The following is a 25,892-nucleotide window of genomic DNA, read 5'->3' on the forward strand; positions in this document are numbered from 1 at the left end:
GATAGACATCAACAACGCCGTGACGGATCAGCGTTTCGAAACCCTCCAGCTCCACGCAGGCCAGGTTCCTGATCCCACCACGAACTCCAGAGCTGTTCCGATCTATCAGACCAGCTCCTATGTGTTCAACGACGCCGAACACGGCGCCAATCTGTTCGGGCTGAAGGAATTCGGGAACATCTACACCCGTCTAATGAATCCCACCACCGACGTGTTCGAGAAGCGGGTGGCAGCTCTGGAGGGTGGTGTGGCCGCCCTGGCCACTGCTTCCGGCCAGTCCGCACAGTTTCTGGCCATCACCAACTGCATGCAGGCTGGCGACAATTTCGTCTCCACATCATTCCTCTACGGAGGCACCTACAACCAGTTCAAAGTTCAGTTTCCTCGGCTTGGAATCAATGTGAAATTCGCCGAAGGAGATGACGTCGCCAGCTTTGCAGCTCAGATCGATGCGGGAACAAAGGCGATCTATGTGGAGGCCATGGGCAATCCACGCTTCAACATCCCCGATTTCGAGGGTCTTTCAGACCTTGCACGCCGCAACAACATCCCCCTGATCGTGGACAACACCCTTGGAGCGTGCGGCGCCCTGCTCAGGCCAATCGAATATGGAGCAGACGTTGTGGTGGAGAGTGCCACCAAATGGATCGGTGGCCATGGCACCAGCCTTGGCGGGGTGATTGTGGATGCAGGCACCTTCGACTGGGGCAACGGCAAATTCCCTCTGATGAGCCAGCCGAGCGCTGCATACCACGGACTCGTTCACTGGGACGCCTTTGGTTTCGGCAGTGACATCTGCAAGATGCTTGGTCTTCCTGACGACCGCAACATCGCCTTTGCGCTAAGGGCACGCGTGGAGGGACTTCGGGATTGGGGGCCGGCGGTCAGCCCCTTCAACAGTTTCCTGCTTCTCCAGGGACTCGAAACGCTGAGTTTGCGTGTGGAACGCCATGCACAGAACGCCATGGCCCTTGCCACCTGGCTGCAAGCCCATCCCCAGGTGTCGGATGTCAGCTATCCGGGGTTGCCGGCTGATCCGTACCACCCAGCGGCAAAGAAATACCTCACGGGCCGCGGCATGGGCTGCATGCTCATGTTCTCGCTAAAGGGTGGCTATGACGATGCCGTTCGCTTCATCAACAGCCTCAAACTGGCCAGTCACCTCGCCAACGTTGGCGATGCCAAGACGCTGGTGATTCATCCTGCATCAACAACCCACCAGCAGCTGAGCGAAAGTGAGCAGGCTTCAGCCGGTGTCACACCCACCATGGTGCGGGTCTCGGTGGGCTTGGAACATATTGATGACATCAAGGCTGACTTCGATCAGGCCCTTGCATCAGGTGATTGATGGGGGTGAGTAGCTGAATGGCGCTGATCCTTCCGCCCAACTATCACAAGATCACGGCGGTTGAACGCAACCGCATCTCCTGGATCGAGCCGAAGGAGGCTGAGCGACAGGACATCCGTCCTTTGCGTATCGGCATTCTGAACATCATGCCGCTGGGAAAGCAGTATGAATTCAATCTTCTGCACCCCCTCGGTCTCTCAGTGCTCCAGATCGAGCCAATCTGGATACGACTGCAGACCCATGCTTACAAAAGCTGGGACCAGTCCCATCTCAATGACCTGTATGTGAGCTGGGAGGAAGCCCTGTCCCAGGGACCGCTCGACGGATTAATCATCACTGGTGCACCTGTCGAACACTTGGCGTTTGAGGATGTCACCTACTGGCCAGAACTGGTCACAGTGGTCGAGAACGCTCGCCACACATGCGCCAGCACCCTGGGTCTCTGCTGGGCCGGATTTGCTCTGGCCTACCTGGCCGGCGTGGACAAACAGACCTTCAAGCGCAAACTGTTCGGGGTTTATCCCCTGCGCAGCCTTGTCCCAGGCCACTCATTGATGGGCACTCAGGATGATCAATTTCTCTGTCCCCAGAGTCGCCATGCCGGCTTGCCCGACGCGGCCATGGAATCAGCACAACGGCAGGGACGGCTGCGGCTGCTCGCCCACGGTGAATCCGTCGGTTACACCATTTTCGAAACACCGGATCAGAGGCAGCTGATGCATCTCGGACATCCCGAGTACAACGTCGGCCGCATCATCGCGGAGATGGAAAGGGACAAAGCCCGTGGCGATGTTCCACCGCCGGAGAATTTCAACGCCGATCATCCCAGGACTCTGTGGCGTTCCCATCGAAACCTGTTGTTCCAGCAATGGCTCTGGTTTTGCTACCAGCGGGTTTCACTGCAGGGATAAACAGCGTTCGAGCCTCAGATGCACCCACTTGATCTCTATGACCAATGGCGGCGACGTTTGCTTCGCTGGTTACCGATTCGTCAGGCGTTTGATCGCACTCCAGATGCTGTAGCTCCCCATGGCTCTGAGGACTGGTTGTTGGAGCCCATCGATGCCGATGAAGCGTGTCGACTCTTCCCGCACCTTGAAAAAGACCGCGCTGTTCTGCAGTACCAGAAACTGCGTCTGCAGATCCGAGAGCAGGACGGCCGCGGTTTCTAGAGCGCGACTGATGTCTCGACAGGGCGCAGGGCTTCCACAGGCTTGGCCGCAGCACGGTTCAATTCCCGTTCCAGGCACTCCACCCGTCGCTCACGCAGGCAATGACGGCACCCCCCCGTGGTTTGCAGGTGTTTTTCAGGGGTGATGGTAATGGGGTGAACAGGATGCTTGCGGCAACGGATTTTCACCGGGCTCTTGTAACTGCGCCACTGGATCTCGGAGTAATCGAAACGATCACCGAAGCGCTGCTTCGCCCGCTCCAAGAAGATCTCAAGGGAAATCCGTGCTGCCATGGCGGCAATCTATGGACGAATGGATTCGGCGCTCCACTGCTGTTATTCGTCTTTACGTCGACACAATGAACTGGAACCTTCAATCCCAATGGCTCTCCCCTGACACCACCCAAGAGTGGATGGAGCGGTGTCACCAGCAAATCAAGTGGGAGCACACCGACGTCAGGGTCTATGGGCGATGGCACAAGGTGCCGAGACTCACAGCATTCCTGGCCGATCGATCGGTGACCTATCGCTACAGCGGCGCTCTTCACCGGGGCACAGGTTGGCCGCAGTGGTTTCTGCCACTGCTCGAGAAAGTCTCAAAACAGTGCAACGCACCATTCAACGGATGCTTGTTCAACTTGTATCGAAACGGCGAAGACCGGATGGGATGGCATGCCGATGACGAACCCGAAATCGACACTTCGTTCCCGATCGCATCACTCTCGTTCGGGGCAACGCGGGACCTGCAGTTTCGCCACAGAACGACTGGGCAGCGACTTGATCTCACGCTCTCGGATGGCGACTTGTTGCTGATGGATCCTGAATGCCAGAGCCTGTGGATGCACGGACTACCGACCCGGCGCAAGATCACAACGCGGAGACTGAATCTCACTTTCCGTGTGTTCAGAACCAACGATTCAGTACGACACTCCAAAGGGGCACGCTGACCAATGCAATAAGCGTGCTGCGCAGAATCAACTGTGCGGAAGCCGATGCATCGCATTGCTCGGATTCAGCCATCAACAGCACTGAGATCGCTGTTGGAGCGGCTGCTTGAAGCACGAGGGCTTTCTTTGCGAGCAGCGGTAGGGGGAGGGGAAGACTGATCAGCAGCATCAGCATCGGAAACAACAGAAGCTTGCAGACCAAAGGAGACAGCAAACCCATGGGCACAGGCGAGGGCGCGCGCGTGGCAATGGTTCCCAAACGCATCCCCACAACAGCAAGTGCCATCACAATCACCACCCGCGAAGGCAACCACAGGCCTGTACTGATCACGTCATGCCATGGAGTGGCCAGCACAATCAGAGCTCCAAGCAGACCCCGCGTCGCAGGGCTCGCCATGAGATGGCTTGCCAACGAGCTCCAGCGGTAGGCATGGCCTTGATGGTTGGTCTGGTGCAGCCAGAGAGGACCCAGTCCCCAAGCCAGAAGCGTGGCGCCAAAGTCGTAACCGATGCTCACGGGAAGCGCCTCGGGTGGAAGCAGTGCCAATGCAGCAGGAATGCCGAAGTAGGCCGTATTACCGATGCAACTGGCCAGCTGTCGATCAGGCAGTACCAGGGCGTCAGTGATCAACCGCGAGCTTCGCAGCACAACAAGCATGAGCACGATCGCTGTCACAGCCAGCAAAGCCATGAACAGAAGAGAGCGGTTAAGACCGCCGTGAAGAAGCAACCCCATCAGGCTCAGGGGAACTCCAAAACGCACCAAGGGCGTGGCCAGTGGATTGATCCATTGCGGACGGCAACGACCGATCAGAGCCCCTGCCAAAAGGCAGGGAACCATTTCCCAGAGCAGGCTCAGCACCTCTCACCGCCAGCCAGGCCAAATCGACGCACCAGGCCTTGTGCCAAAATTTCCACCGTCCTCGCCTGACCAGCAGCATGGCCTTCGCTGCACCGTCCTGTCTGATCCAGCAACATCTTCTGCAACTCAGCACCGCACTGATGGAGCGCTGCGAGCAGCTTCAACTTCATCTGGCCGAACAGATCGACCAACTTCCGCTGGGCAATGAAAGCTGGCTGCAAACGGAGCGAGAGCTGGTCGCCGCTGAACAAGCTCTGGATCGACTTCATCACGCCTCTCAGTGGGCCATCTGATTGAGAAAACGTTGAGAACGTTCTTCCTTGGCATGGGTGAAGAACTCCTCGGCATCGGTTAACTCAACAACCCGTCCCTCATCCATGAACATCACCCGGTCCGCCACCTCACGGGCGAAACCGACTTCATGGGTGACCACCACCATTGTCATGCCAGCGGCAGCCAGTTGGCGCATGGCATCGAGAACCTCCTTAACCCGTTCAGGATCGAGCGCACTGGTGGGCTCATCGAACAGCATCAACTCTGGATCCAGGGCCAAAGCCCTGGCGATGGCAACCCGTTGCTGCTGGCCACCGCTGAGCTGCGCTGGATACTTCAAAGCCTGATCAGCGATTCCCATCTGCTCGAGCAGAGCGAAGGCCCGGCGATCAGCCTGAACCCTTGGGATCGACTTCACCTGAATGGGCGCCAGGGTGATGTTCTGAAGAATCGTGAGGTGAGGAAACAGGTTGAACTGCTGGAACACCATGCCCACACGACGACGGATTCTGCGAATCTGACGATCGTCATGGTCGGAATCGAGTGGAATACCAACCACTTCAAGGGAACCGGAATCGATCGACTCCAAACCGTTGAAGGTGCGAATGAGCGTGCTCTTTCCGGAACCGGACGGTCCCATCACCACAAGGACCTCACCATGGCGAACACTGAGGCTGACATCGTCAAGAGCGCGATTCCCAACGGCGAAGCTCTTGTTGACTGACTCAGCGCGAACAGCAATGGTCATGAACGGCGGGCTGCAATGAGATTGGAGGAGTCTTGTCGCTCAAACTGGCGCGCCATGAGAGCCATCGCGGTGCAGAGCAACCAATACAACCCTGCTAGCCAGACATAAACCTCGAGGTGGCGCCCGATATAGGCCGGATTGGCCAACAAGCTTTGGCTGATGCCAAGCAATTCCACCAAACCGAGAATGGCCATCAGACTCGTGTTCTGAAGTAAACCCACCGCCTGGTTCGTGAGCGCAGGAACGGCGATGCGCAGAGCCTGCGGAAGAATCACCAGACGTTGGATCTGCCATGGTCCAAGTCCGAGTGCTGCAGCTGCTTCGAATTGCGTTGGAGGCACCGCCTGCAACCCTCCTCTCACATCTTCAGCCACATAGGCAGCTGCAAACAAGGCAAAGGCCACAACCGCACGAAGCACACGGTTGATTTCAATCTGAACCGGAAGGAACAGCGGAAGCAGAAGCTGGCCAAAGAAGAGAACAGCAATCAACGGAACAGCACGCATCCCATCGATGTAGATCCTGGAAAGCTGGCGTGCTGTGGTCAGGTCGCTGCAGCGCCCCAGGGCGAGAAGAACACCGAATGGAAGGGCTATCAACCCGCTAAACAAGGTCAGCAGGAGCGTCAGAACAAGTCCTCCCCAGAGACGGGAGGGCACGGGATCCAGCACACCACCACCAGCAAGAAGCCAAAGCCCGAGGGGCATCATCAACAACCAGCTCCAGGACAGGACCGTGTTGTTAAGGCCCATCCCTCGTCGCAGAAGGAAAGGCTGGGCCAACGTGAAGATCGTCAGCAACACCAGCAATCCAAGCCACAGGATTGGCCTCCATCGGGACGCCGCCGGGTAGCCACCGATTGCAAAGAGCGGCAGATTCCCCGTGACCACCGACCAGTCGGCTTGCCGGACAAGCCAGAAGCCTGTTGACCAGAGCGCCCAGGCGATGAGTGCCAGGAGAACAACACTGAAACAACCTTGCAAGGGATGGCGACGAAAATGACGCAACCCAGCGCGAAGGGACGACGACCTCGTCAATGCTCAGACACCAGGCTGGTTGGACGGAGACCGAAACAAGTTCAGCGCTGAGAGGAACAAGGCGACACCAAAAAGGGTTCCCAGGGCCCAGAGGCTGTCGGAGGGCCACTCAAGAACGAGCAACAAACCCAGAATGGAGGTGACCACACCATCCACAACTGTCAAACCAGCAGCAGCTCCAGGGGTCGTTGCACCGGAGGCCAGTTCCATCACGCCTTCAATCAGAAGAAGAACGCCAGCGAACAGCGTGAGGCTGATTTCACTATCGATCGGATCGAGCAGAATGAAAACGGCGCCACCGATGTAGAGAAGGGCAGACAACACACGAAACAGTTTGCCTTGAGAGGAGGACTCGGCACCAAGGCGAAGAAACTGTCCGATCCCGGCGGCGAAGGCAATTCCTCCGATGCCAATGGTCAGCAATGTGGCCGAAACGAATGGAAGAAGGATGGCAGCAATAGCCGCAATGACAAGAAGTACGGCAGCAATACGGCGTGAGGTCATGGCTCCAACCACAGTCGCCGAATGTTAAGTGCGTTGACCCTTATTGAGCACAGCGTGATTGAGGATCTGCATGCAGCCGTTGATCAGCAGGTTGAGCAGAAGAAAGCTGAACAAGAGGAGCAGAAAGCCTTCGATGGCACGTCCCGTCTGGGTGATGGCTGTATCACTGACGGCATAAAGATCGGCATAGCCAACCGCGATCGACAAGGTGCTGTTCTTGGCAAGGTTGAGGTACTGGCTGCTAAGAGCCGGAAGAATGGCTGGAAGAGCCTGGGGCAGAACCACACGTTTCAGCCCGAGCCCCTCACCGATGCCCAGGCTGCGAAACGCTTCCCACTGTCCCCGCGGCACGGCATCCAGACCTCCGCGCACCACCTCGGCAATGAAAGCCCCTGTGAACACGCTGAGTCCAACCAGGACAGCCGCAAATTCAACGCTGAGATTGAGTCCCATCACGCTGATGGCCTGGTTGGAGACGCGGATCAGTGCCCCCAGCGGAGCGAGCGGTTCGGATGGCAGCCCCAGAAAGGCCACGAAGTACCAGAAGAGCAGTTGCAAAAGCAGGGGAATCTGACGAATCAGCCCCACATAAAGACCTGCGAGCGCACTGAACAGTGGGTTATTGCTGCGAGAAGCAGCGCCTGCCACCACGCCCAGCACCGTGGCCAGGGCAATGCTGCAGGCGATCACCCGAAGACTGTTCAACCATCCCATCAACAGGGCCCAGGCCATGCTGTCGCCAGGCTGGAACGGCAGAAGATGCTCGCTGATCGCAAATCCCGCTGGTCTGCTCAGCCAACGAAAACTCAGACCCAACCCTGTACGGATCAGATTGACGGTGAGGTTATTGATCAGAATTCCCGCCAGCGCGAGCACGGCCGCCAGCAGCAGAACCTGGATCCACCAGCGTTGGCGACGCGTCATTGGAATGGTGGAGCAATCAACACACCACCATCCCGATGCAGCTGATTGAGTCCTCGCGGGATGGGCACAGCACTCTGCGGACCGAGGTGGCGGTTGTAGATCTCGCCGTAATTGCCGGTGGCCTTCAACACACTGACAACGAAATCATTCGGAAGACCCAGTTTGGATCCAAGCTCTCCTTCAACCCCCAAAAACCGACGCAATGCTGTTTTGCTCGGGTCATTGATTGCCTCCTGAAGCTTGGCGTCCACAGTCTCTTGCGTGATTCCCATCTCCTCAGCGGTCACCAGGGCATAAACCACCCAGCGCATAGCATCGGCCAGGCGCTGATCTCCACCGGAGGAGAGGGGGGCTAAGGGCTCCTTGCTGAGCACCTCAGGCAGGATTTGGTGGTTGTTCGGCTGTTCAAAGCCGGAGCGAGCCGAGGCCAGTTGAGATCGGTCCGATGTCATCGCTGCGCAACGCTTCTGCAAATATCCAGCAACTAGCTGATTCAGGTCCTGATATTTGACCGGTTTGTAGGAAATTCCCTTGGCCTGAAAAACATCGTTGAGGTTCTGTTCCGTTGTGGTTCCTGAGCCAACACAGATTGTTTGATTTCTGAGGTCCTCGAGCCTTTTGATGCCGGAATCTCGGCGCACTAGAAGACCTTGACCATCGTGGAACACAACCGGTGCAAAGGTAACGCCATTTCCGCCAGACGCATCACGGCTGAGGTTAAAAGTGGTGTTCCTCGAGAGAAGGTCTATTTCACCAGTTCTCAAGGCCGTGAAACGCTCCGGAGCCGTCAATGGTCTGTACTCAACCTTGCTGTCATCCCCCACGAAAGCCGCAGCAAAGGCCTTGCACATGTCCACATCCAAACCTGCATAGCGACCGTCGCGATCCAAGAAACTGAAACCAGGAATCTTGCCGCTGACCCCACAGCGAAGCTCCCCTCGCTGACGGATCAGATCCAGGCGAGAGGCGCCTCCCTCGCCGAGCGTGGCACAGGCCTGCAAGCCGAACGCCAAGACCCAGACAGCAACAAGAAAACCACGCTGCACCATGCAGATTCCCAGAACCGCTGCCAGTTTGTCAGAAGTTGCACACAGCCCTTGCAGTGATTGAAAATCTCTGCAGGCCCTACCTACATTAATTTGTGGTTTGACCGAATGTGATGTATCGATCCCTGCTGGGATCTGTTTCGGTCGTGATTGTGGGAACTTTTTTGAGTGTCTCGCCTTCGGCCGCCTGGGATAAAGCTGACCGCCAGGCCTACAGCAACAAGATGGCCATACTCAAGGTCATGTTGGAAGGTGCCAGGGAACGCGCCATCGCAACAAATGATCTTGAGACGATGTGCCTAATCATGAGTATTGGCAATGATGTCACCGAAACCTATCTGAGGTCGCGCGCTGACGACGCAATGATTCAAAAGCGACTCGCTGGAATGCGCAATGACCTCACCGCATGTCTGGCATTGCTCTACAAACGCCGCTGATCCATCAGCCGTGAGAGCCTTCAGGCTGAGAGCCGATTCGCTCAAACAGATCAAGGCTTTCGGTGTTAAGCCCTACCAGATCAACCTCCGATCCACCTTGTTTCAGTTTCCTGATCAACTGATTGAGTGCTCCAACACCGCTCTGGTCCCAGATGTGCGCTGCAGACATATCAATAATGATTTTTGCTGGGTGCTCATGCACATCAAAGCCCTGGAGGAAATAGATTTTGCTCACGAAAAACAGTTGGCCCGTCACCACATAACGACGCAGATCTGGAGCAATATCCACCGGCTCCACACGAATCACTTTCGCAACCTTTCTGCTGAACAGAATCCCGGCAAGCGCCACTCCGGCCAACACACCCAGTGCCAGATTGTGGGGAGTGGTGAGCATGGTCACGGCAAAGGTCATCAACATCACCGCCGTATCGCTCTTCGGAATAGAGCGAATCCTGCGCAGGCCCGCCACATCAGCGGTGCTGACTGCGATGCTGATCATCACGGCCACCAGTGCAGCCATCGGAATCTGCTGAAGCCAGGGTCTGGCCAGCAGGATCATCGCCAGCAGGCTGACGCCTGAAAACAGTGTGGAAAGGCGCGTTCGCCCTCCGTTGTCGATATTCATCACGGACTGCCCCACCAGCGCGCATCCCGCCATACCTCCAAAAAACGACGAGACGATATTGGCGATGCCTTGCCCCCGTGCCTCGCGATTTTTGTTCGACGTGCTGTCGGTGCGGTCGTCGAGAATGTCTTGGGTCAGGAAGGTTTCCATCAGCCCCACCAGGGAAATCGCCATCGCCGTTGGCAAAACGATTCCAAGGGTTTCCAAGCTGAAGGGCACGCGCCCATCGGCCAGAGCACCAAAGGGGATCTGGAACACCGGCAGACCCGCAGGCAAGCTGCCCAGGCTTTGCACGGTGGGAATATCAAAGTTGAAGCCCATTGAAATCGCAGTGAGCACAACAATGGCCACCAACTGCGAAGGCACGGCACGGGTCAGTCGAGGAAGGCCGTAGATGATCAGCAGCCCCAACAGAACCAGCCCCCAGATCAAAGGCAACTGAGCGGCTTGGGGCAGAGCGTCATGCCCATGGCCTGCAGCTGACGCCTCACCGAAATGGAGATTGATTCCGAGTTGGGGGAATTGAGCCTGGAAAATCAACAGTGCGAGGGCATTCACGAAGCCACTGAGAACCCCGAGAGGCACAAAACGCATCTGATAAGCCAGACGCATCCAGCCCCACAACACCTGCAGAAGCCCCGTGACGATCCCGGCCACCAGCAGATAAGTCAGGCCAAGGCCGGGTCCGCGAGCTTCGCCTGTGGCTACAAGGCCGGTCATCAACAGAGCGGTTGATCCCGTGGCCGACGTGATCATTGCCGAACGACCACCCACAAAGGCGATGGTGATCGACAAGCAGAAGGCCCCGAACAAACCCACCTGGGGGTCAACGCCGGCAATCCCGGAAAAGGCAATGGCCTCGGGAATCATGGCGAAGGCCACCACCAAGCCGGAAAGAAGCTCCTTGCTGGGGTTACCGATGAGGGACTCCAACCGCAGCGCTGCGGGTCCGGTTGCCATAAATCAATCTGTACGTGTGGCGACCGTATCTCAAAGCCGGCACAGACGTTGGTCGGGATCAAGCTCGGCCTTCAATTGCTTGAGTGATGGCAACCAGGATCCAAAGGCATCCTTCAATTCCTGGTCATGAAAGGGAAGATGGTCATGGAGTTGAGCGAGATGCACCCCTGGGTTCAGCGCCATCAACGCCTCGCTCACACGCTCCATCCAATCCAGGGAATGCTGCCGTCCAGCACGGTCCTCAGGTGTCCAGGCCGCGGTGATCCAGGGCTTCCACTCAGCATTGCGATGGATGAATGATGTGGACGCCGATTCAACAGTGCCGGTTGCCCCACCCAGTTGCTGAGCACTGATTCGGCAGGACGGATGTGGCCTCCGCATCATCAGCTCACGCAGATGATCGACGACTGACTCAGCCTCCTCCCCCCATCTCTGCCCGAGTCTGCCGAGCACCTCACAGTGGGACGGCAACGGTTGGCGATCAGTCGTGAGCCGGCCGAAAGCAGGAAGTGACAGCTGATCAGCACAGATCTCAGCGGCATCACCCGCCAGAGCCGGGAGCAGATCTGATGTGCACCCATCGGGAAGACCTTGCACGGCGTAGATCTCGACGTAGTCACCCCAGGACCATTGGAGGCTGGCTGAAGAAGGCCACTGCTCTGCCAAACGGATCCAATTCGGCAATAACTCAACAGCGATGCGCTCCTGCAGAACGGCCAGGGGCTCGATGGGGTGTGTCCTTAGCTCCAGTCCTGTCACGACAGCCAGAAAAGGAGCGGCGCCTAGAAGGCCTCGCCAGTAGCTGGCAGCCCGCTCATCACCGATGACGTGATCACGGTGAACATTGAAGGGTTCACCGTTCCCCCACACACCCTCAATCCGCTGGATATGGTCCATGGCCAAACCTTGAGAGCGACTCAGCGGACCCATCCCTCCGGTGAGCAGAAATCCAGATCCAGGCAATCCCGACAGCCCGATCGGCAGAGCGCGTCGATCGGAGCGCAGACCTTCGAGCAATTCAGCCATGGTGAGTCCGGTACCAATCGTGACCTGAGAAGACTCCACTTGATAACGGAGCTCCCGGTAACGCCGTCTCAGATCGAGCGTCCAGAGTCCATCACCGGCACAACGACTGCTCGTTGCACCAGAGCTCACCAACAACGGGGTTGGATGCAGAGGGTGAGCCAATACAGCTGGCAATAGCTCAGGGCCAAGGATGAGCCGTCCTTCAGATCGTGCATCCTGTGCCAAAGCATTCATGACATCACGCTCACGGGGACGAATAGGTTCGGTAGAGATGCCCACTCAGTGTGACCCTGGCGCTCGATGCTCTTTCTGATCGGAAACATGGTGTTCTGATCTGCGGTCATGGGAGCAGGAACCGTCTGGCGGTTGAGGAATTCGAAGGCCTCGCCCATGGACTGAAGGCCAGACTTCCTGACCTTCCTGTGGAGTACGGCTTTCTTGAATTTGCTCAACCCATTCTCCGTGAAGCACTCGATCGCCTCCGGGCCCAGGGAGTTAAGAAGGTTCTGGCCATCCCGGCGATGCTATTTGCCGCCGGGCATGCCAAGAACGACATTCCATCGGTCCTCAACACCTACAGCGCTGAAACGGGTCTGGACATCGATTACGGCCGGGAACTGGGCGTTGATCGCCTAATGATTGCTGCAGCAGGAGCACGAATCCGCGAGGCACTCATGGCTGCGGATCCCTGCCCGGCTGCGGACACCCTGCTGGTCGTCGTTGGACGGGGATCATCGGATCCCGATGCCAACTCGAACGTGGCCAAAGTGACCCGCATGCTGGTGGAAGGCTTTGGCTTCGGCTGGGGTGAAACGGTGTACTCAGGCGTCACATTTCCCTTGGTGGATCCGGGTCTGCGGCACGTTGTGAAGCTGGGGTTTAAGCGAATCGTCGTTTTTCCTTATTTCCTGTTTTCGGGAGTGCTGGTGAGCCGAATCAGACAGCACACCCATGGTGTTGCTGAAGATCATCCCAACATCGATTTCCTTGATGCCCCCTATCTCGGAGATCACAGCTTCGTGCTGGACACGTTCCTCGAAAGGGTGAGCGAGGTGCTGGGGGGAGAAGCGGCCATGAACTGCTCACTTTGCAAGTACAGAGCCCAGGTGCTGGGGTTCGAGCAGGAAGTGGGCCTGGAGCAAGCCAGTCACCACCATCACGTGGAGGGCCTCACTGAGGCCTGCGACCTGTGCGAGAGGGAGTGCACTGGCGCTTGCCAGCCCGACGGAGTCCCGATTCCACTTGGGGGCAACCAGCACCACAGCCATGACCACAGCCATGGACACCACCATCCCTACCCCCATGCAGAACACCCCCTCGGGCCCAACACGCTGCGGAGCGCGTCGTCACAGGTCGACACATCTGAGCCCGAAAGCTGAAGCAATTCAGACAGTTTTCGATGCTCACCCGTCTCTGTCTCAATGCGTCACAAGAGACACGCACTCATCAGAGTGACTGATCAATCGTTGGAACTGTGGAGATCGCGATCTTTTTTCCACAACTTCAGGGCCGTTTTCCACTGATCAATCGCAGAAACCCCAGCACTCATCCCTGGACTGTGGGGAGTTCCATGGGGGGCAGCAACCACTTGACAACCGAAGCACTACTGCCTTAAGGGGAACAAAAAGTCCTCAACGCGCTTAAAGAAGACTGGCGGAGAGATGAGTCTCAATCGAGATCAGGATTCGATGGCATTCAACCTGTGCACTTTGACGACAAGGGGTTGGTTGTGGCTTCCTTACCAGTGAAATAAAGAACGCCTGGAGGGCTGATGGATCGGAATCATCTTGAACGCTGCATTGATTCGCAAACACCAACCAGCGAAGCGGAGTCGCCCTTTGTGAGCCTTGAAGCGGAGATTCCCGAAGTGCTTTACGAAGGCATGAAAAGCTTCATCGGCTCCAATCCCTCTTGGGACCAATACCAGGTGATGAGTTCTGCACTGGCCCAGTTCCTATTCCAGAACGGCTGCTCTGAGAAGGCTGTGACGCAGCGCTACCTCGATGACCTCTTCAGCCGCAGTCGCTCGCAGGCCTGAGAGCTTCCAGGCAGGCACGACGGGTAATGGCCATCATCGTGAGTGTTGGACTTTGCCATCCGGATGAGGGCCAGCAGGCACCATCCACCACCAGCACGTTCCGGCAGCGCCACAATCGATTGCAAGAGTCCACAACGCTCGTCTCTTCTCTGAGGCCCATGGGAGCCCCACCCACTTCATGGATGTAATACCCCGGAGGCGGGGCATCCTCTTGAACAGCGATGGCTCCGCGGACGACGGGTTCAACGAAAGGGAGATGCAACAAATCAGCGAGTGAAGCTGAAGTGCCACCAGCAATGTCGATGCAGTCTCGAATGGTGTTTTGCATGTGCGACACCATCGCCTTTTCATTGGGCCCCCAGCGGCAGCTGATCATGGGCATCGGCACCCCGAGAGGATCACAGCGATCCGAGAGTGAGACGCGATTGGCCTCAGAGGCCAAGACCTCTCCATGGCCGATCAGAAAGCCGAGGCGATGATCGGGTTGGCGCTTGAGCCACCAAGGAGGATCAAAGCGATTGATCGCACCCCAGAGTCCATAGCCCCGCAGAAACGAACGCCCGTTGCAGTGGGCAGGATCATTCCCAAAGGGGAGGAAAAAGCTTCCCGCACCCGAAAGCAGGCTGGATGGATCCTGCTCCTGCATGGGCGTCCTGCCGGTCAGCGATGGCACTGAAAAAAAGCGGCAACAGGACACGTGATCCATGAGGCCTTGACCCAGCAAACCGGATGAATCGCGGAAACCGCGGGAATCGTGCTGTTGCTCCGATTGCAGCAGCAACCGAAGGCTGGCGATGGTTGAAGCACACAGCACAATCAGATCGGCTTCAAGGAGACGCTGCTCACCGCTTGAGCGATCCACCACAACGACGGCTCTGGCTTTGTCCTGACCGGGATGCATCACCAAATTCACGACCATGGAGCCGCTGAGCAGCTCCACCCGGCCTGAAGCCATGGCATGCAGCAACGTCGATCCGTTGCTGCTCGATTGGGGCCAGGACGATTGGGAGCCAGGAGGGCGTGCTGAGAAACCGCGGGAGTGAATCAAGGGAACGCCCCGATGTCTCCGCAAGGCGCAGCGGAAACTCTCCTCCTCAGGGAGCAAGGGCAGAGCCGGAGCCAACACGCCATCAGGAAGATGCTGAAGACCATCTTGGTTTCCTCTCACCTGAAAAAAGCGCTCAAGAGCGCTGTAGTGCGGGTCCAGATCGTCGTGACCAATCGGCCAGCTTTGTCCGTAACCATCGGCATCAGCAGCCTTGAAGTCGTAGTCCGAAAGACGCAGCGTGATTCCTCCCCAGGTCAGGCTGCGACCTCCCACCTGACGGCCCTGGGTCCAAAGATAAGGTTGGTCCGCAGGTGTGATGTACGGATATTGATGTTCGTCGGCATACAAAGCAGGATTCTGCTTCCAGTAACCGGGATGCTGGGATTGTCGTTGATGCCGACCACTCAGCAGACCCTCAGCGCGCCTAAAACTGTTCGCCGGTTCTGATCCGAGTGCTTGCTCAGGAGTTTGATCAGGGCCTGCTTCAACAACAAGCACGCGCACTCCGGCTTTGGCGAGGGTCATCGCAGCCACACCTCCAGTGGCTCCGGAACCAATCACAATGGCATCGAAGGGATGGTGCGGCATTCGGTTAGAAGCGATCCATTTCAGGACGCCTGAACGTCAGAGAAATACGCGGAGTTGCGATGTTGCGATGAAAAACAAGCCGTGTAAACGACATCTTGCCAGCGCAGACAATCGCACCACAATCTCAAGAAAGCAATAAAAAAACCCCACGACTGCGGGGCTATTTCGAAGTTGGTGGCGGGGGGGAGATTTGAACTCCCGACCTTCGGGTTATGAGCCCGACGAGCTACCAGACTGCTCTACCCCGCGGTGACTTGATCACTATACAACTTGGTGTCGAACGACACCACGAATGTGATTTATGAACGCAGTTCTCCTTCCACCACAAGGTGAACGCCAGGGTTGAGAAGCAACAGTTGCTCTTCCAGCTCCTGAAGACCGCTTGGAGTAAGCCAATCCAACTGGCGCAATACATGCAAAGCAACAGCCTGCTTGGCGCGACGCGCTCCATCCACGACCTTGATCGCGACTCCAAGGCCGTCTCCAGTTCGACTGAGACATTGAATTCCCTCGGCACCTCCCTTGCTGATGACCTGATTGTGGGAGCGCCGCATCAGCTCGGTGTCAAACCGTCCTTCCCCAGCCACAAGCTCGGGGTGAGCCAGCATGGCGCGGCTAATCTGCTCCATCTCAGCGTGGGTTGAGGCACCGAGGTGGGCGTAAAGAAGACCGATTTGGGCCAACTGAAGTCTGAGGGTGGGGGCTCCGCAGTCGTCTCGTTCAGCCACGAGCTCTTCCGCAGGCAGACCGAGCAGTTCAGCAACGCGACGGTTCACCTCCTGCTGAATGGGATGGTCTCCACGCAAGTAAGAGTCGAGAGGCCAGCCCATCTTCTTGGCTGTGATTAAAAACCCGGCATGTTTGCCCGAACAGTTGTGTTCGAGAGGACTGCGAGCCCCATCAGGAATGGGGCATTGGAGATGGTGACTGTCCAACTCAGCATTCCAAAGCAGACGGAACGCCTCCCTGGCATGGGTCGGAGTCCCGGCATGGGAGGCACAACTGATGGCGATTCCCCGTTCGCCACAGCTGAAAGCCTCCGATGCTCCGCTGCTCAACAAGGGCAAAGCCTGAAAGGGTTTGAGAGCCGAACGCACGAATGTTTCATGATCTGGCTCTCCGGCTCTCATCAACACACGGCCGCGGCTGTCGCAGACAACAACATGAACCCGGTGGCTGGATTCAATCGACGCGCCTCGCCTCAGGTGCACTTCCAAGGGCGGAACTGCGGACGTTCGCGCTGAACCTCTGTATCCAGATGGAAGCGGCATGAAAGAACGAGATCCCCTGGGTTCAGAGAGCTTGACAGATGCTCGCACCACCGAGCATCAAGCCGGTGACGAGCGCCATCGCACGGCCAAGGCGGCCGAGAATCGGACGTACTTCGTGTTGGGCCAGCAAGAGATCACGCTCACGCCAGGCCAGAGGCTTTTCCCAAATCTGGCCGTCGTACCAGCCTGACTCTTCATATTCAACCTGCTCAGACAGCAATCGTTTGTGCACATAGCTCCACCCGAGCCATTGACGCACCAGAAGCAGCATCGGCAGCACGAGTGCCGCAACCCCCCCTGCCAGACACAGTCGCACCGGGTCGTTCCGAAGAGTCCAGCTTCCACTCGCCACCAGAACGCTGACCGGTGAAATGAGCAGCCAACTGATCAGTAGAGCCCGATCGAGATTGTTCTGTGACTGGCATGGCCACGAAAAAAACCAAGAACGGCTCAGTTCGACGAACTCCTCCTGGGGACGCTGCTCAGGCGGAACAGGACAGGACACGCTGGAGACCATGTAGGGATCTCAGTCCTTCGTGGGATTCGACGTTAGATGGGGGCGGCGCTGGCCGTGGCTCCAGAACGCTTCAAGGTCGTAATAACTGCGCTCCCCTGGCTGAAGCACATGAACGATCAGTTCGCCGTAATCCAAGAGGGCCCATCGTCCTTCATTGATTCCTTCCTTGCGGAGCGGCAGGCGCTGAACGTCCTCTTCCAGCCGGTCTTCGACGGAACGGGCGATCGCGCGAACCTGCACATCGCTCTGCCCTCCAGCGATCACCATCCAGTCGGCCAGACTTGAAACCTCATCCACGCGAATGAGCTGGATATCCACAGCCTTGCGATCGTCACAGGCTTCAGCGGCCAGTTCAGCCAGCTGCTCACTATCCATAGACGTTCTCACTGGTAACGGATTGACGAGACCCCTGTTGCTGAGCCATTTCAGCTCGGGCCTTACCGGCACTCTTGCGCAGAGCCTCCAGGCGATCCTCATAAAACCCCCTCTTCTTCTTCTTCCTGGTCTTCTCCACCAGATCCTTGAGAGCACCGCCAAGGCTCTTGTAGGCATTCGGGACGCTGTAACCGAAGCGGCAGGCGAGATCAATCGCACGCTCATCAGCTGCAATGGCATCCCGCAAACGCTTCTCGGCGTTGTTTTTGAGATAGAGCCGGTACCCCGCGAACCCGGATAGCCCCAAGGCCATGATCAGCAGCAGCCCGTCCTGAACCCAGAGTTCCCCAATGGCCCCCCCAAGGCCGATGGCAAGCGCGGCCATCTCCCAACCGTCTCGCGGGATGGTGTCGTTCTGAATTCGCCCCACCTCATGCCAGAAGAGCAAGTTGCGGTAATCCAGAGCGAGGCTGTCCCAGGCATCGAGGTCAACCTGAATCTCCACTTCGTCGCGACCGATTTCCTCCAGGGTGATCAGAGCAGGATCAACTGCTGCGGCGGCCTCAACGAACACCCAGCTCTGCATTTCGGGGGGCAGCAGCCCCTTCAGGCGCTGGAGTTCGCTCATGATTTTCACTGTCTCACCTGACCCTCAAAGTTAGCGACTCGTCAGCTCGGATTGTTGAAAATGCTCCCAAGCCCATGGGCTGCGTGGGAGACTCATAAGGTTTGGCCATCCATCATCAATGCCCAGACGGAACGATCTGCAGCGCATCCTTCTGCTGGGTTCTGGGCCGATCGTGATTGGGCAGGCCTGTGAGTTCGACTACTCAGGAACGCAAGCCTGCAAGGCCCTCAAAGCCGAAGGGTACGAAGTTGTCTTAGTTAATTCCAACCCCGCCTCGATCATGACTGATCCGGAGATGGCGGATCGGACCTACGTCGAACCTCTAACTCCTGAGGTCGTCACAAGGGTGATCGAACGGGAGAAACCAGATGCCCTCCTGCCTACCATGGGTGGGCAGACAGCTCTGAACTTGGCTGTTGCGCTGGCAGAGAACGGCACTCTGGATCGCTTCGGCATTGAATTGATCGGTGCTGATCTCAAGGCGATCCGCAAAGCGGAGGATCGGCAGCTCTTCAAGCAGGCCATGGAACGGATCGGGGTGCAGGTCTGTCCTTCCGGGATTGCTTCCTCAATGGACGAAGCGAAGGCCGTCGGAGCCTCCATCGGTTCATACCCTCGAATCATCCGTCCGGCTTTCACTCTGGGAGGCAGCGGAGGAGGCATCGCCTACAACCCTGAGGAGTTCGACGCCATTTGCAAAAGCGGGCTGGATGCAAGTCCGGTTTCGCAGATCCTCATCGAGAAGTCACTCCTCGGCTGGAAAGAGTTCGAACTGGAGGTGATGCGCGATCTCGCCGACAACGTCGTGATCGTCTGCAGCATCGAAAACCTCGATCCGATGGGAGTGCACACGGGCGACTCGATCACAGTGGCACCCGCCCAGACGCTCACCGATCGGGAATACCAGCGTTTGCGGGACCAGTCGATCGCAATCATCCGCGAGATCGGCGTCGCGACAGGCGGCAGCAACATTCAGTTCGCCATCAATCCTCAGAACGGCGAGGTGGTGGTCATCGAAATGAACCCGCGAGTGAGCCGATCATCGGCGCTGGCCAGCAAGGCCACGGGGTTCCCGATCGCGAAGATCGCCGCGAAGTTGGCCATTGGATACACCCTTGATGAAATCCTGAACGACATCACAGGCAAGACACCTGCCTGCTTTGAACCGACGATCGACTACGTCGTCACCAAAGTCCCCCGCTTCGCCTTTGAGAAGTTCCGAGGATCACCAGCGGTTTTGACCACAGCGATGAAATCCGTTGGCGAAGCCATGGCGATAGGCCGATGTTTCGAGGAATCGTTTCAAAAAGCGCTGCGATCGCTCGAGACGGGTCTCTCAGGCTGGGGAGGGGATCGGCCGGAACCAACCCTTGAACCAGCCGAACTGGAACGGTCCCTACGGACCCCCTCACCCGAGCGAATTCTCAGCGTTCGCGCCGCGATGATCGCAGGGCGAAGCGATGCCGAGATCCATGCTCTCAGCAGCATCGACCCCTGGTTCCTCGCCAAACTTCGCCATTTAATCGACGTCGAAGAACGGTTTCTGCGCGGGAAGCATCTGGATCAGCTCTCAAGCGACACCATGCTTGAGCTGAAGCAGCTCGGATTCTCTGATCGTCAAATTGCCTGGCAGACCAACAGCGATGAGCTGTCGGTGCGTGCCCATCGCAAAACGCTCGCAGTCCACCCCGTCTTTAAAACCGTTGACACCTGCGCGGCAGAATTCGCTTCCTCGACGCCTTATCACTACTCCACCTATGAGAGGGCGGTCGCTCGCATCAACCCCAGTGGAGATCTGGAGTTTCAGGAACCAGCCACCGAAGTATCAGCCGACACACGGCCCAAGCTGATGATTCTGGGCGGTGGTCCCAACCGGATTGGCCAGGGCATCGAGTTCGACTACTGCTGCTGCCATGCCTCCTTCTCCGCACAGAGCCAGGGGTACTGCACGGTGATGGTGAACAGCAACCCGGAAACAGTCTCCACCGACTACGACAGCAGCGATCGGCTGTATTTCGAGCCCCTCACCTTTGAGGATGTCCTGAATGTGATTGAAGTGGAACGTCCCGCAGGGGTGATCGTTCAATTCGGTGGACAAACGCCCCTCAAGCTCGCCCTGCCTCTATTGCGATGGCTCGAAACACCGGAGGGGCAGTCCACCGGCACGCAAATTTGGGGTACGACTCCTGAATCAATCGATCTTGCCGAAGACCGTGAACAGTTCGAAGCCATTCTCCGCCAACTGGACATTCGTCAGCCACGCAATGGCCTTGCACGCAGTGAAGCGGAAGCCAGAACAGTCGCTGAAACGGTCGGCTATCCCGTTGTGGTCCGCCCTTCATACGTCCTGGGTGGTCGCGCCATGGAAGTTGTCTATGACGAGAACGAGCTGAACCGCTACATGAACGAAGCCGTTCAGGTTGAGCCTGATCATCCGGTGCTCATCGACCAGTACCTGCAAAACGCCATTGAGGTGGACGTGGATGCCCTCTGCGATCACGAGGGAACAGTCGTGATCGGTGGACTGATGGAACACATCGAACCTGCAGGCATTCATTCCGGTGATTCGGCCTGCTGCCTTCCCTCGATTTCACTGGGGGATGAGGCGCTCAACACCATCAAAACCTGGACAAAAGCATTGGCGCTTCGGCTGAACGTGCGTGGACTGATCAACCTTCAGTTCGCTTTCCAAAGGGCAGAAACCGGAGAAGAACTGGTGTTCATCATCGAAGCCAACCCCAGAGCATCAAGAACCGTCCCTTTCGTCGCCAAGGCGACGGGTGTACCTCTCGCTCGCATTGCTACACGGCTGATGGCAGGAGAGAGTCTCGCGACCATCGGGTTGTTGCACGAACCTCGCCCGCCCCTTCAAGCTGTGAAAGAGGCTGTTCTGCCGTTCAGACGATTTCCAGGTGCAGACTCGCTTCTGGGCCCTGAGATGCGCTCCACTGGGGAAGTGATGGGCTGGGCACCAGACTTCGGAATGGCCTACGCCAAAGCCGAGATCGCTGCGGGTGAAGCCCTGCCGACGGTGGGTACTGTTTTTCTGTCAACGCACGACCGCGACAAACTGGCCCTGATCCCTGTCGCGCAGCGCTTGACCGCTCTCGGCTTTGATCTAATCGCGACGGCTGGCACCGCGCAAACCCTCTCTGAGGCAGGGCTGACGGTGACCCCTGTGCTCAAGGTCCATGAAGGCAGACCAAATATCGAAGATCAGATCCGCTCAGGGGGTGTCCAGCTCGTGATCAACACCCCCATAGGCCGCCAGGCTGCTCACGACGATCGCTACATCAGGCGAGCGGCCCTCGATTATTCCGTGCCCACGCTCACCACCCTGGCAGGTGCACGCTCCGCGGTTGAGGGGATCGAGGCTCTTCAGTCGCGGAGCATCGACATTCACGCGCTGCAGGATGTTCATGCAGGGGTTGAGTCCCGGTAAGGTCACGGAAGATTGATCAAGCCCAGTGACCGTCAGCACTCCCGCGCAAACATCACCAGGCAGCGACTGCCGCGAGGCTTTTAGGGCTGCTTATGAGAACCGTTACACCTGGGATCCTGGCTTCTCCGGCTATTGCGGACGTTGCATCTGGCAACAGGGCGACCGCACTGTCGAGGGCCGGTTCGAAGTTGGTGCCGACCTGAAGGCCAAGGTGACAGGAGTTGACGATGCGGAGGTAGAAAAGGCCATGGCATCCCAGCTTTGGGAAGTGGCCATCCACCGGGTTCGGAGGTCTTTCGATCAGGTGCACGGTGACAACACCTTCACTGCGGGAACGACCACTGATGAAGGCCTGGAAGTCCTGATCGGCGGCAAGGGTGAGGGAGACCGCTACCGCATCAAAGATCGGGTGGTCACCATGGTTCACCGTCATATTCACGGAACTGTGGTCACCATTCACACCGGCAGCACGACCGACACAGGGTCTGGATACCTCAGCCGTACTTACACAAGTCAGTATGCGGACCCATCAACCGGCGAAGCCCGTGGGGGACTCAGCCGTTTTGAAGACACATTCGTGCCACTCGAAGCCAGCGGTCCCTGGATTCTTGAGCAACGGGTGATCAGCACCGAAGCGCACGGCCAAACACCGGCCAGCACTCAGTCTTTCCGCTTCCTGGATTGTTCCAGCCTCTGATGTCCGTTTCCATCGCGGCCCTGAGGAGTCTGAGCCTCGAAAAGATCAGCTCGGTTGTCTGGGGACCGGCAACACTCTTGCTCATTGCAGGCACAGGCCTCTACCTGATGGTGGGCCTGCAGTGGATGCCGCTGCGTCGCTTGGGTTTCGCCCTGAACGCAATGGTGGCGTCAATGCGAACCAACAAAAGTTCCGATCAGTCCGGTGAAGGTGAGGTGAATGCCTTCCAGGGCCTGATGACGGCTCTCGCTGCAACAATCGGCACTGGAAATGTGGCCGGAGTCGCTGCAGCGATTGGGGCCGGCGGACCGGGTGCCGTGTTCTGGATGTGGCTCGCGGCTGTTCTTGGCATCGCCACCAAATACGGCGAATGCATGGTGGCGGTTCAGTTCCGTGAGGTTGATTCCCTTCGAGACCATGTTGGCGGTCCGATGTATGCCATCCGCAATGGTCTTGGACCACGCTGGGCCTGGCTGGGCATCGTGTTTGCTTTGTTCGGAACCTTCGCTGGATTCGGAATCGGCAATGGTGTTCAAGCTCATGAATTAGCAAGCGTTCTCAGCAGCTATGGCGTCCCCCCCCTGGCAACAGGCATCGGGATGGCTCTTATTACATTTGTCGTGATTGTTGGTGGAATCCGCCGAATCGGTCGCGTGGCAGGTGTGGTGGTTCCAGTGATGGCTGGGATTTATGTTCTCAGCGCGCTTGTGATTCTTCTTCTCCACATCGGTGAGATTCCAGCGGCACTTCAGCTGATCGTGCAGGACGCTTTTACAGGTCGGGCAGCAGCGGGAGGGGCCTTGGGTGTGGTGATCCAGAAAGGGATCGCCCGTGGAGTGTTCTCCAACGAAGCCGGATTGGGAACGGCGCCGATCGCGCAAGCGTCAGCCCGTCCGGGAGATCCAGTCCTTCAAGGTGCTGTCGCCATGCTGGGAACGGTGATTGACACACTGATTATTTGCACGATGACGGCCCTCGTGATCGTGATTAGTGGGCGTTACATGGACAGCGAACAGGGTGTGATGCTGACCAAAAGTGCTTTCGATTGGGCCTTACCTGGTGCCGGCCATCTCGTGAGTTTTGCAACAGTCACGTTCACGGCAACCACCATCCTTGGTTGGAGTTTCTACAGCGAACGCTGTCTGGAATTTCTCGCTGGAGTTCGTCCGATTCGCTGGTTCCGTCTCGTCTGGGTGGCGGTGGTTGTCATTGGAGCCACCGCCAGCTTCGACGTGGTTTGGTTAATTGCAGACATCCTCAATGGATTAATGGCAATCCCGAATCTTTTGTCCTTGCTGCTTCTCTCCCCGGTGATCTTCAAGATCACCAGGGAATACAACTTCAACCATTCTCAGGCAGAGGAGTGACGTTCTTCAAGCGTTCATTCAGTTGCGTCGCCATGGTCTGACGTCCAACAGCCAGCACCTTCAGGGTGTCTTCATGCATCCTCAGCTGTGCATCGGCCACTTGCATCCCGCGTACAAGCTCCTTGAGCTCATCAGGCAAGGCATTGAGGTCATAGCGCTTGCCTTCAAAAGTCAAGATTGGATTGTCGGTGGGAGTGGTTGTCATGGCTTTGCAGCGAGATTCGAGCGAAACACCTGAAACTTAACGCTGCCGATCACGAATCATCTGCCGTTCACACAGTTCGCGATAACGGCCGTTGTGCTGCATCAGGGCATCGTGGGTTCCCTGCTCGATGATCGAGCCATTCTCGAGCACAACGATCCGGTCGGCTTCCTGAACCGTTGCCAGTCGATGGGCGATCACCAGCACCGTCCGGCCGCGCATGGCCTGACGAAGACCCACCTGCACAGCAGATTCCGCTTCGGCATCCAGCGCACTGGTGGCTTCATCGAGAAGCATCACCGCAGGATCCCCAAGAACGGCGCGGGCGATGGCAATGCGCTGAAGCTGCCCCCCGGACACATTGGTACCCCTCTCTTCCAGATGGGTCGCGTATCCCTCCGGGAGGTTGATGATGAAATCGTGGGCATTGGCCAGACGGGCCGCTTCCACGACCTGCTCTTGGCTCGCCGCGCGACCGAAGCGAATCGCCTCGGCGATGGTGCCTGAGAACACGCTGCTGCGCTGCGGAACCAGGGCTACCTGCTGGCGCAGGTCCCGGGCCTTCACTTGAGCCAGATTCTTGCCGTCCAGCAGAACCTGGCCGCTCTGTGCGGTGTTGAAGCGCAGCACCAGTGAAAACAGTGTGCTCTTGCCGGCCCCCGAAGGACCGACCAGGGCCACAACGCTTCCCGCTTCAATGGTCAGATTGAGGTCATGCAGAACGGGTTGATCAAGGCGATAACCGAACTGCACGTTCTTGAAGACGAGATCACCACGGAGCCGATCAAGGGGAAGAGCAGGATCGGGATCGGCGGGCTCTGAAGGCTCTTTCTCGATCGCCCTCAGACGTCGCAACGAAGCCTGACCTTGCTGAAACTCGTTGTAATTCGTGGTGAGATGAGCGATGGGGTCGATCAGCACCACAAGACCGGTCACGTAGCTGGTGAGACCCTTGCTGTCGAGGTCTCCATTGCTCAGCCTGTAAGCAGCGAGAACGAGAACCACCGCAATGCCTAGCACTTCGATGATGCCAACAACCGGATGTTGCAAGGCAACCAGCCGGTAGGTGTTGTAGCGGGCCCTCCTGTGCTGATCGATCTCCTGTTCAAAGCGGCCCTGCAACCAGGGTTCGGCCGCAAAGGCCCGCACCAGAGGCAAACCCTCAATCGCTTCGCCGAGAAGCCCTGCCAACTCACTGACTTTTTTCTGACTGCGTTCAGTGGCGGCCATGACCCTTCCACCAAACAAACTGATCAACCACACGATCAACGGCGCCAGCAGAAGGATCGCAAGGGTGAGTTTCCAGTCGAGCCAGAGCATGTAACCCAGCACAGCTAGAAGCTGAAGAGCACTGGGAATCGTGTCGTGGAGAGTTTTGTAGATGACTTCACTGACACGGTCCGCGTCTTCAGTCAGCCGATACGTGAGGTCCCCCGCTGAGAGCTTCTCCAGGGCACCGAGTTCCACCTGCTGCAGCTGCCGGAAGAGATCCCTGCGCAGGCTCTGGCTCACTTGCAGTGCCGGACCGGCCAACAAAGAATCCTGAGCAAACTGAGCCAACTTCTGGAGCAGAAACACCACAAGAACGAGCCCGATCACTGGGAGCACGACCGAGAGATCGCCAGAGCCAAGGGCTGGAATCAACCGTCCGACCAAATCCATCAGCAGCGGCCAGCTGCCAACAAAAAGAATCATGCTGAGCGCACCCCAAAGCAGCTGGACGGAATGCGGCCGCAACAGGGGAAGAAGTCTGCGGAATCCGGCTTCGGAAGGGGTCAGCATCGGTGCACACTATCAATGGCATCCAGACG

General features: G+C 57.6%; 27 protein-coding genes and 1 tRNA gene. 11 read left to right on the plus strand and 17 right to left on the minus strand.

Annotation, left to right across the window (positions count from 1 at the left end; translation table 11 throughout):
- Positions 1–19 precede the first annotated feature (19 nt).
- Genes SynMEDNS5_RS06900 through SynMEDNS5_RS06910 form a run of 3 tightly spaced genes read left to right on the plus strand, consistent with a single transcriptional unit; the run spans position 20 to position 2,520 of the window.
- Positions 20–1,348, plus strand: coding sequence for an O-acetylhomoserine aminocarboxypropyltransferase/cysteine synthase family protein (locus SynMEDNS5_RS06900; protein WP_186582713.1), 1,329 nt, complete (start codon positions 20–22; stop codon positions 1,346–1,348).
- 17 nt (positions 1,349–1,365) lie between these two features.
- Positions 1,366–2,259 (plus strand): homoserine O-succinyltransferase, encoded by an 894-nt coding sequence (locus SynMEDNS5_RS06905; RefSeq protein WP_186582714.1) that lies wholly within the window; start codon positions 1,366–1,368, stop codon positions 2,257–2,259.
- Positions 2,260–2,277: 18 nt separating this feature from the next.
- Positions 2,278–2,520, plus strand: a complete 243-nt coding sequence (locus SynMEDNS5_RS06910) for a hypothetical protein (protein ID WP_186582715.1) — start codon at positions 2,278–2,280, stop codon at positions 2,518–2,520.
- Here the strand turns inward: SynMEDNS5_RS06910 and SynMEDNS5_RS06915 are convergent.
- Positions 2,517–2,813 carry a hypothetical protein gene (locus tag SynMEDNS5_RS06915; protein WP_186582716.1) on the minus strand — a complete coding sequence of 99 codons (297 nt, stop codon included), beginning with the start codon at positions 2,811–2,813 and terminating at the stop codon, positions 2,517–2,519. The two genes, SynMEDNS5_RS06910 and SynMEDNS5_RS06915, sit on opposite strands and share 4 nt — an antisense overlap.
- A gap of 11 nt (positions 2,814–2,824) precedes the next feature.
- Here SynMEDNS5_RS06915 and SynMEDNS5_RS06920 point away from each other — a divergent pair, with 11 nt between their 5' ends.
- Entirely contained in the window at positions 2,825–3,466 is a 642-nt protein-coding gene (locus tag SynMEDNS5_RS06920) for an alpha-ketoglutarate-dependent dioxygenase AlkB (RefSeq protein ID WP_186582717.1), read from the plus strand.
- Here the strand turns inward: SynMEDNS5_RS06920 and SynMEDNS5_RS06925 are convergent.
- Positions 3,423–4,328 (minus strand): AEC family transporter, encoded by a 906-nt coding sequence (locus tag SynMEDNS5_RS06925; protein WP_255440048.1) that lies wholly within the window; start codon positions 4,326–4,328, stop codon positions 3,423–3,425. The two genes, SynMEDNS5_RS06920 and SynMEDNS5_RS06925, sit on opposite strands and share 44 nt — an antisense overlap.
- A 77-nt stretch (positions 4,329–4,405) precedes the next feature.
- On the opposite strand from SynMEDNS5_RS06925, the gene SynMEDNS5_RS06930 reads away from it, so the two are divergent.
- Positions 4,406–4,621: a hypothetical protein gene (locus tag SynMEDNS5_RS06930; RefSeq protein ID WP_186582718.1), complete on the plus strand. Its 216-nt coding sequence runs from the start codon at positions 4,406–4,408 to the stop codon at positions 4,619–4,621.
- On the opposite strand, the gene SynMEDNS5_RS06935 is transcribed toward SynMEDNS5_RS06930, so the two are convergent.
- From SynMEDNS5_RS06935 to SynMEDNS5_RS06955, 5 genes are read right to left on the minus strand one after another with little or no spacing between them, the layout of a single operon-like run.
- Positions 4,606–5,349 (minus strand): amino acid ABC transporter ATP-binding protein, encoded by a 744-nt coding sequence (locus SynMEDNS5_RS06935; protein WP_186582719.1) that lies wholly within the window; start codon positions 5,347–5,349, stop codon positions 4,606–4,608. The two genes, SynMEDNS5_RS06930 and SynMEDNS5_RS06935, sit on opposite strands and share 16 nt — an antisense overlap.
- A complete protein-coding gene (locus tag SynMEDNS5_RS06940) occupies positions 5,346–6,356 on the minus strand; it encodes an amino acid ABC transporter permease (RefSeq protein WP_186585892.1) in 1,011 nt (336 codons plus the stop codon). The genes SynMEDNS5_RS06935 and SynMEDNS5_RS06940 overlap by 4 nt, the downstream gene beginning before the upstream one ends.
- A gap of 33 nt (positions 6,357–6,389) precedes the next feature.
- Positions 6,390–6,890, minus strand: a complete 501-nt coding sequence (locus tag SynMEDNS5_RS06945) for an HdeD family acid-resistance protein (RefSeq protein WP_186582720.1) — start codon at positions 6,888–6,890, stop codon at positions 6,390–6,392.
- Between the two features lie 24 nt (positions 6,891–6,914).
- Positions 6,915–7,814 (minus strand): ABC transporter permease subunit, encoded by a 900-nt coding sequence (locus SynMEDNS5_RS06950; protein ID WP_186582721.1) that lies wholly within the window; start codon positions 7,812–7,814, stop codon positions 6,915–6,917.
- The gene (locus SynMEDNS5_RS06955; protein ID WP_186582722.1) at positions 7,811–8,863 is read right to left on the minus strand and encodes an amino acid ABC transporter substrate-binding protein; all 1,053 of its coding nucleotides are present in this window, start codon (positions 8,861–8,863) and stop codon (positions 7,811–7,813) included. Before SynMEDNS5_RS06955 ends, SynMEDNS5_RS06950 begins: the two co-directional genes overlap by 4 nt.
- Before the next feature lie 110 nt (positions 8,864–8,973).
- Here SynMEDNS5_RS06955 and SynMEDNS5_RS06960 point away from each other — a divergent pair, with 110 nt between their 5' ends.
- Positions 8,974–9,297, plus strand: a complete 324-nt coding sequence (locus SynMEDNS5_RS06960; RefSeq protein ID WP_186582723.1) for a hypothetical protein — start codon at positions 8,974–8,976, stop codon at positions 9,295–9,297.
- A gap of 4 nt (positions 9,298–9,301) precedes the next feature.
- Here the strand turns inward: SynMEDNS5_RS06960 and SynMEDNS5_RS06965 are convergent, their stop codons facing one another.
- Both SynMEDNS5_RS06965 and SynMEDNS5_RS06970 read right to left on the minus strand, forming a co-directional pair.
- Positions 9,302–10,882 (minus strand): SulP family inorganic anion transporter, encoded by a 1,581-nt coding sequence (locus SynMEDNS5_RS06965; protein ID WP_186582724.1) that lies wholly within the window; start codon positions 10,880–10,882, stop codon positions 9,302–9,304.
- Between the two features lie 30 nt (positions 10,883–10,912).
- Entirely contained in the window at positions 10,913–12,142 is a 1,230-nt protein-coding gene (locus SynMEDNS5_RS06970; protein ID WP_186582725.1) for an FAD-binding protein, read from the minus strand.
- A 50-nt stretch (positions 12,143–12,192) separates the two neighbouring features.
- Here SynMEDNS5_RS06970 and SynMEDNS5_RS06975 point away from each other — a divergent pair, with 50 nt between their 5' ends.
- Both SynMEDNS5_RS06975 and SynMEDNS5_RS06980 read left to right on the plus strand, forming a co-directional pair.
- Positions 12,193–13,287: a sirohydrochlorin chelatase gene (locus SynMEDNS5_RS06975; RefSeq protein WP_186582726.1), complete on the plus strand. Its 1,095-nt coding sequence runs from the start codon at positions 12,193–12,195 to the stop codon at positions 13,285–13,287.
- A gap of 392 nt (positions 13,288–13,679) precedes the next feature.
- Positions 13,680–13,946 carry a DUF2811 domain-containing protein gene (locus SynMEDNS5_RS06980; protein ID WP_186582727.1) on the plus strand — a complete coding sequence of 89 codons (267 nt, stop codon included), beginning with the start codon at positions 13,680–13,682 and terminating at the stop codon, positions 13,944–13,946.
- On the opposite strand, the gene SynMEDNS5_RS06985 is transcribed toward SynMEDNS5_RS06980, so the two are convergent.
- The 6 genes from SynMEDNS5_RS06985 to SynMEDNS5_RS07010 all read right to left on the minus strand — a co-directional run bounded on the left by SynMEDNS5_RS06985 (position 13,921) and on the right by SynMEDNS5_RS07010 (position 18,373).
- A complete protein-coding gene (locus SynMEDNS5_RS06985; protein WP_186582728.1) occupies positions 13,921–15,582 on the minus strand; it encodes a GMC oxidoreductase in 1,662 nt (553 codons plus the stop codon). The two genes, SynMEDNS5_RS06980 and SynMEDNS5_RS06985, sit on opposite strands and share 26 nt — an antisense overlap.
- A gap of 172 nt (positions 15,583–15,754) precedes the next feature.
- Positions 15,755–15,831, minus strand: a tRNA-Met gene (locus SynMEDNS5_RS06990).
- 50 nt (positions 15,832–15,881) lie between these two features.
- Positions 15,882–16,853 carry an asparaginase gene (locus SynMEDNS5_RS06995; RefSeq protein ID WP_186582729.1) on the minus strand — a complete coding sequence of 324 codons (972 nt, stop codon included), beginning with the start codon at positions 16,851–16,853 and terminating at the stop codon, positions 15,882–15,884.
- A 22-nt stretch (positions 16,854–16,875) separates the two neighbouring features.
- Positions 16,876–17,370: a CGLD27 family protein gene (locus tag SynMEDNS5_RS07000; protein ID WP_186582730.1), complete on the minus strand. Its 495-nt coding sequence runs from the start codon at positions 17,368–17,370 to the stop codon at positions 16,876–16,878.
- Between the two features lie 9 nt (positions 17,371–17,379).
- On the minus strand, positions 17,380–17,745 hold the full coding sequence (gene rsfS / locus SynMEDNS5_RS07005) for a ribosome silencing factor (RefSeq protein ID WP_186582731.1): 366 nt from the start codon (positions 17,743–17,745) through the stop codon (positions 17,380–17,382).
- Positions 17,738–18,373, minus strand: coding sequence for a DUF3318 domain-containing protein (locus tag SynMEDNS5_RS07010; protein ID WP_006041593.1), 636 nt, complete (start codon positions 18,371–18,373; stop codon positions 17,738–17,740). Before SynMEDNS5_RS07010 ends, rsfS begins: the two co-directional genes overlap by 8 nt.
- Before the next feature lie 118 nt (positions 18,374–18,491).
- On the opposite strand from SynMEDNS5_RS07010, the gene carB reads away from it, so the two are divergent.
- Genes carB through SynMEDNS5_RS07025 form a run of 3 tightly spaced genes read left to right on the plus strand, consistent with a single transcriptional unit; the run spans position 18,492 to position 23,879 of the window.
- Complete coding sequence (gene carB, locus SynMEDNS5_RS07015; protein WP_186582732.1) at positions 18,492–21,815, plus strand: carbamoyl-phosphate synthase large subunit; 3,324 nt, start codon at positions 18,492–18,494, stop codon at positions 21,813–21,815.
- A gap of 25 nt (positions 21,816–21,840) precedes the next feature.
- Positions 21,841–22,512 carry a DUF3386 domain-containing protein gene (locus SynMEDNS5_RS07020; RefSeq protein WP_186582733.1) on the plus strand — a complete coding sequence of 224 codons (672 nt, stop codon included), beginning with the start codon at positions 21,841–21,843 and terminating at the stop codon, positions 22,510–22,512.
- Entirely contained in the window at positions 22,512–23,879 is a 1,368-nt protein-coding gene (locus SynMEDNS5_RS07025) for a sodium:alanine symporter family protein (RefSeq protein ID WP_186582734.1), read from the plus strand. The genes SynMEDNS5_RS07020 and SynMEDNS5_RS07025 overlap by 1 nt, the downstream gene beginning before the upstream one ends.
- Here the strand turns inward: SynMEDNS5_RS07025 and SynMEDNS5_RS07030 are convergent.
- Both SynMEDNS5_RS07030 and SynMEDNS5_RS07035 read right to left on the minus strand, forming a co-directional pair.
- Positions 23,854–24,084 (minus strand): DUF6447 family protein, encoded by a 231-nt coding sequence (locus SynMEDNS5_RS07030; protein WP_186582735.1) that lies wholly within the window; start codon positions 24,082–24,084, stop codon positions 23,854–23,856. The genes SynMEDNS5_RS07025 and SynMEDNS5_RS07030 overlap by 26 nt on opposite strands.
- Positions 24,085–24,120: 36 nt before the next feature.
- Positions 24,121–25,863: an ABC transporter ATP-binding protein gene (locus tag SynMEDNS5_RS07035; RefSeq protein ID WP_186582736.1), complete on the minus strand. Its 1,743-nt coding sequence runs from the start codon at positions 25,861–25,863 to the stop codon at positions 24,121–24,123.
- Positions 25,864–25,892 lie beyond the last annotated feature (29 nt).

Source organism: Synechococcus sp. MEDNS5 (assembly GCF_014279875.1).
Taxonomy (GTDB): Bacteria; Cyanobacteriota; Cyanobacteriia; order PCC-6307; family Cyanobiaceae; genus Synechococcus_C.

Coding starts and splice junctions, on each gene's coding strand:
- rsfS (WP_186582731.1), bottom strand. CDS start 17,745: ATGGATAGTGAGCAGCTGGCTGAACTGGCCGCTGAAGCCTGTGACGAT.
- SynMEDNS5_RS06935 (WP_186582719.1), bottom strand. CDS start 5,349: ATGACCATTGCTGTTCGCGCTGAGTCAGTCAACAAGAGCTTCGCCGTT.
- SynMEDNS5_RS07035 (WP_186582736.1), bottom strand. CDS start 25,863: ATGCTGACCCCTTCCGAAGCCGGATTCCGCAGACTTCTTCCCCTGTTG.
- SynMEDNS5_RS06920 (WP_186582717.1), top strand. CDS start 2,825: ATGGACGAATGGATTCGGCGCTCCACTGCTGTTATTCGTCTTTACGTC.
- SynMEDNS5_RS06950 (WP_186582721.1), bottom strand. CDS start 7,814: ATGACGCGTCGCCAACGCTGGTGGATCCAGGTTCTGCTGCTGGCGGCC.
- SynMEDNS5_RS06985 (WP_186582728.1), bottom strand. CDS start 15,582: ATGCCGCACCATCCCTTCGATGCCATTGTGATTGGTTCCGGAGCCACT.
- SynMEDNS5_RS06980 (WP_186582727.1), top strand. CDS start 13,680: ATGGATCGGAATCATCTTGAACGCTGCATTGATTCGCAAACACCAACC.
- SynMEDNS5_RS06970 (WP_186582725.1), bottom strand. CDS start 12,142: ATGAATGCTTTGGCACAGGATGCACGATCTGAAGGACGGCTCATCCTT.
- carB (WP_186582732.1), top strand. CDS start 18,492: ATGCCCAGACGGAACGATCTGCAGCGCATCCTTCTGCTGGGTTCTGGG.
- SynMEDNS5_RS06945 (WP_186582720.1), bottom strand. CDS start 6,890: ATGACCTCACGCCGTATTGCTGCCGTACTTCTTGTCATTGCGGCTATT.
- SynMEDNS5_RS06955 (WP_186582722.1), bottom strand. CDS start 8,863: ATGGTGCAGCGTGGTTTTCTTGTTGCTGTCTGGGTCTTGGCGTTCGGC.
- SynMEDNS5_RS07000 (WP_186582730.1), bottom strand. CDS start 17,370: ATGGTCTCCAGCGTGTCCTGTCCTGTTCCGCCTGAGCAGCGTCCCCAG.
- SynMEDNS5_RS06905 (WP_186582714.1), top strand. CDS start 1,366: ATGGCGCTGATCCTTCCGCCCAACTATCACAAGATCACGGCGGTTGAA.
- SynMEDNS5_RS07025 (WP_186582734.1), top strand. CDS start 22,512: ATGTCCGTTTCCATCGCGGCCCTGAGGAGTCTGAGCCTCGAAAAGATC.
- SynMEDNS5_RS06910 (WP_186582715.1), top strand. CDS start 2,278: ATGCACCCACTTGATCTCTATGACCAATGGCGGCGACGTTTGCTTCGC.
- SynMEDNS5_RS07010 (WP_006041593.1), bottom strand. CDS start 18,373: ATGAGCGAACTCCAGCGCCTGAAGGGGCTGCTGCCCCCCGAAATGCAG.
- SynMEDNS5_RS06915 (WP_186582716.1), bottom strand. CDS start 2,813: ATGGCAGCACGGATTTCCCTTGAGATCTTCTTGGAGCGGGCGAAGCAG.
- SynMEDNS5_RS06960 (WP_186582723.1), top strand. CDS start 8,974: ATGTATCGATCCCTGCTGGGATCTGTTTCGGTCGTGATTGTGGGAACT.
- SynMEDNS5_RS06995 (WP_186582729.1), bottom strand. CDS start 16,853: ATGCCGCTTCCATCTGGATACAGAGGTTCAGCGCGAACGTCCGCAGTT.
- SynMEDNS5_RS07030 (WP_186582735.1), bottom strand. CDS start 24,084: ATGACAACCACTCCCACCGACAATCCAATCTTGACTTTTGAAGGCAAG.
- SynMEDNS5_RS06930 (WP_186582718.1), top strand. CDS start 4,406: ATGGCCTTCGCTGCACCGTCCTGTCTGATCCAGCAACATCTTCTGCAA.
- SynMEDNS5_RS06965 (WP_186582724.1), bottom strand. CDS start 10,882: ATGGCAACCGGACCCGCAGCGCTGCGGTTGGAGTCCCTCATCGGTAAC.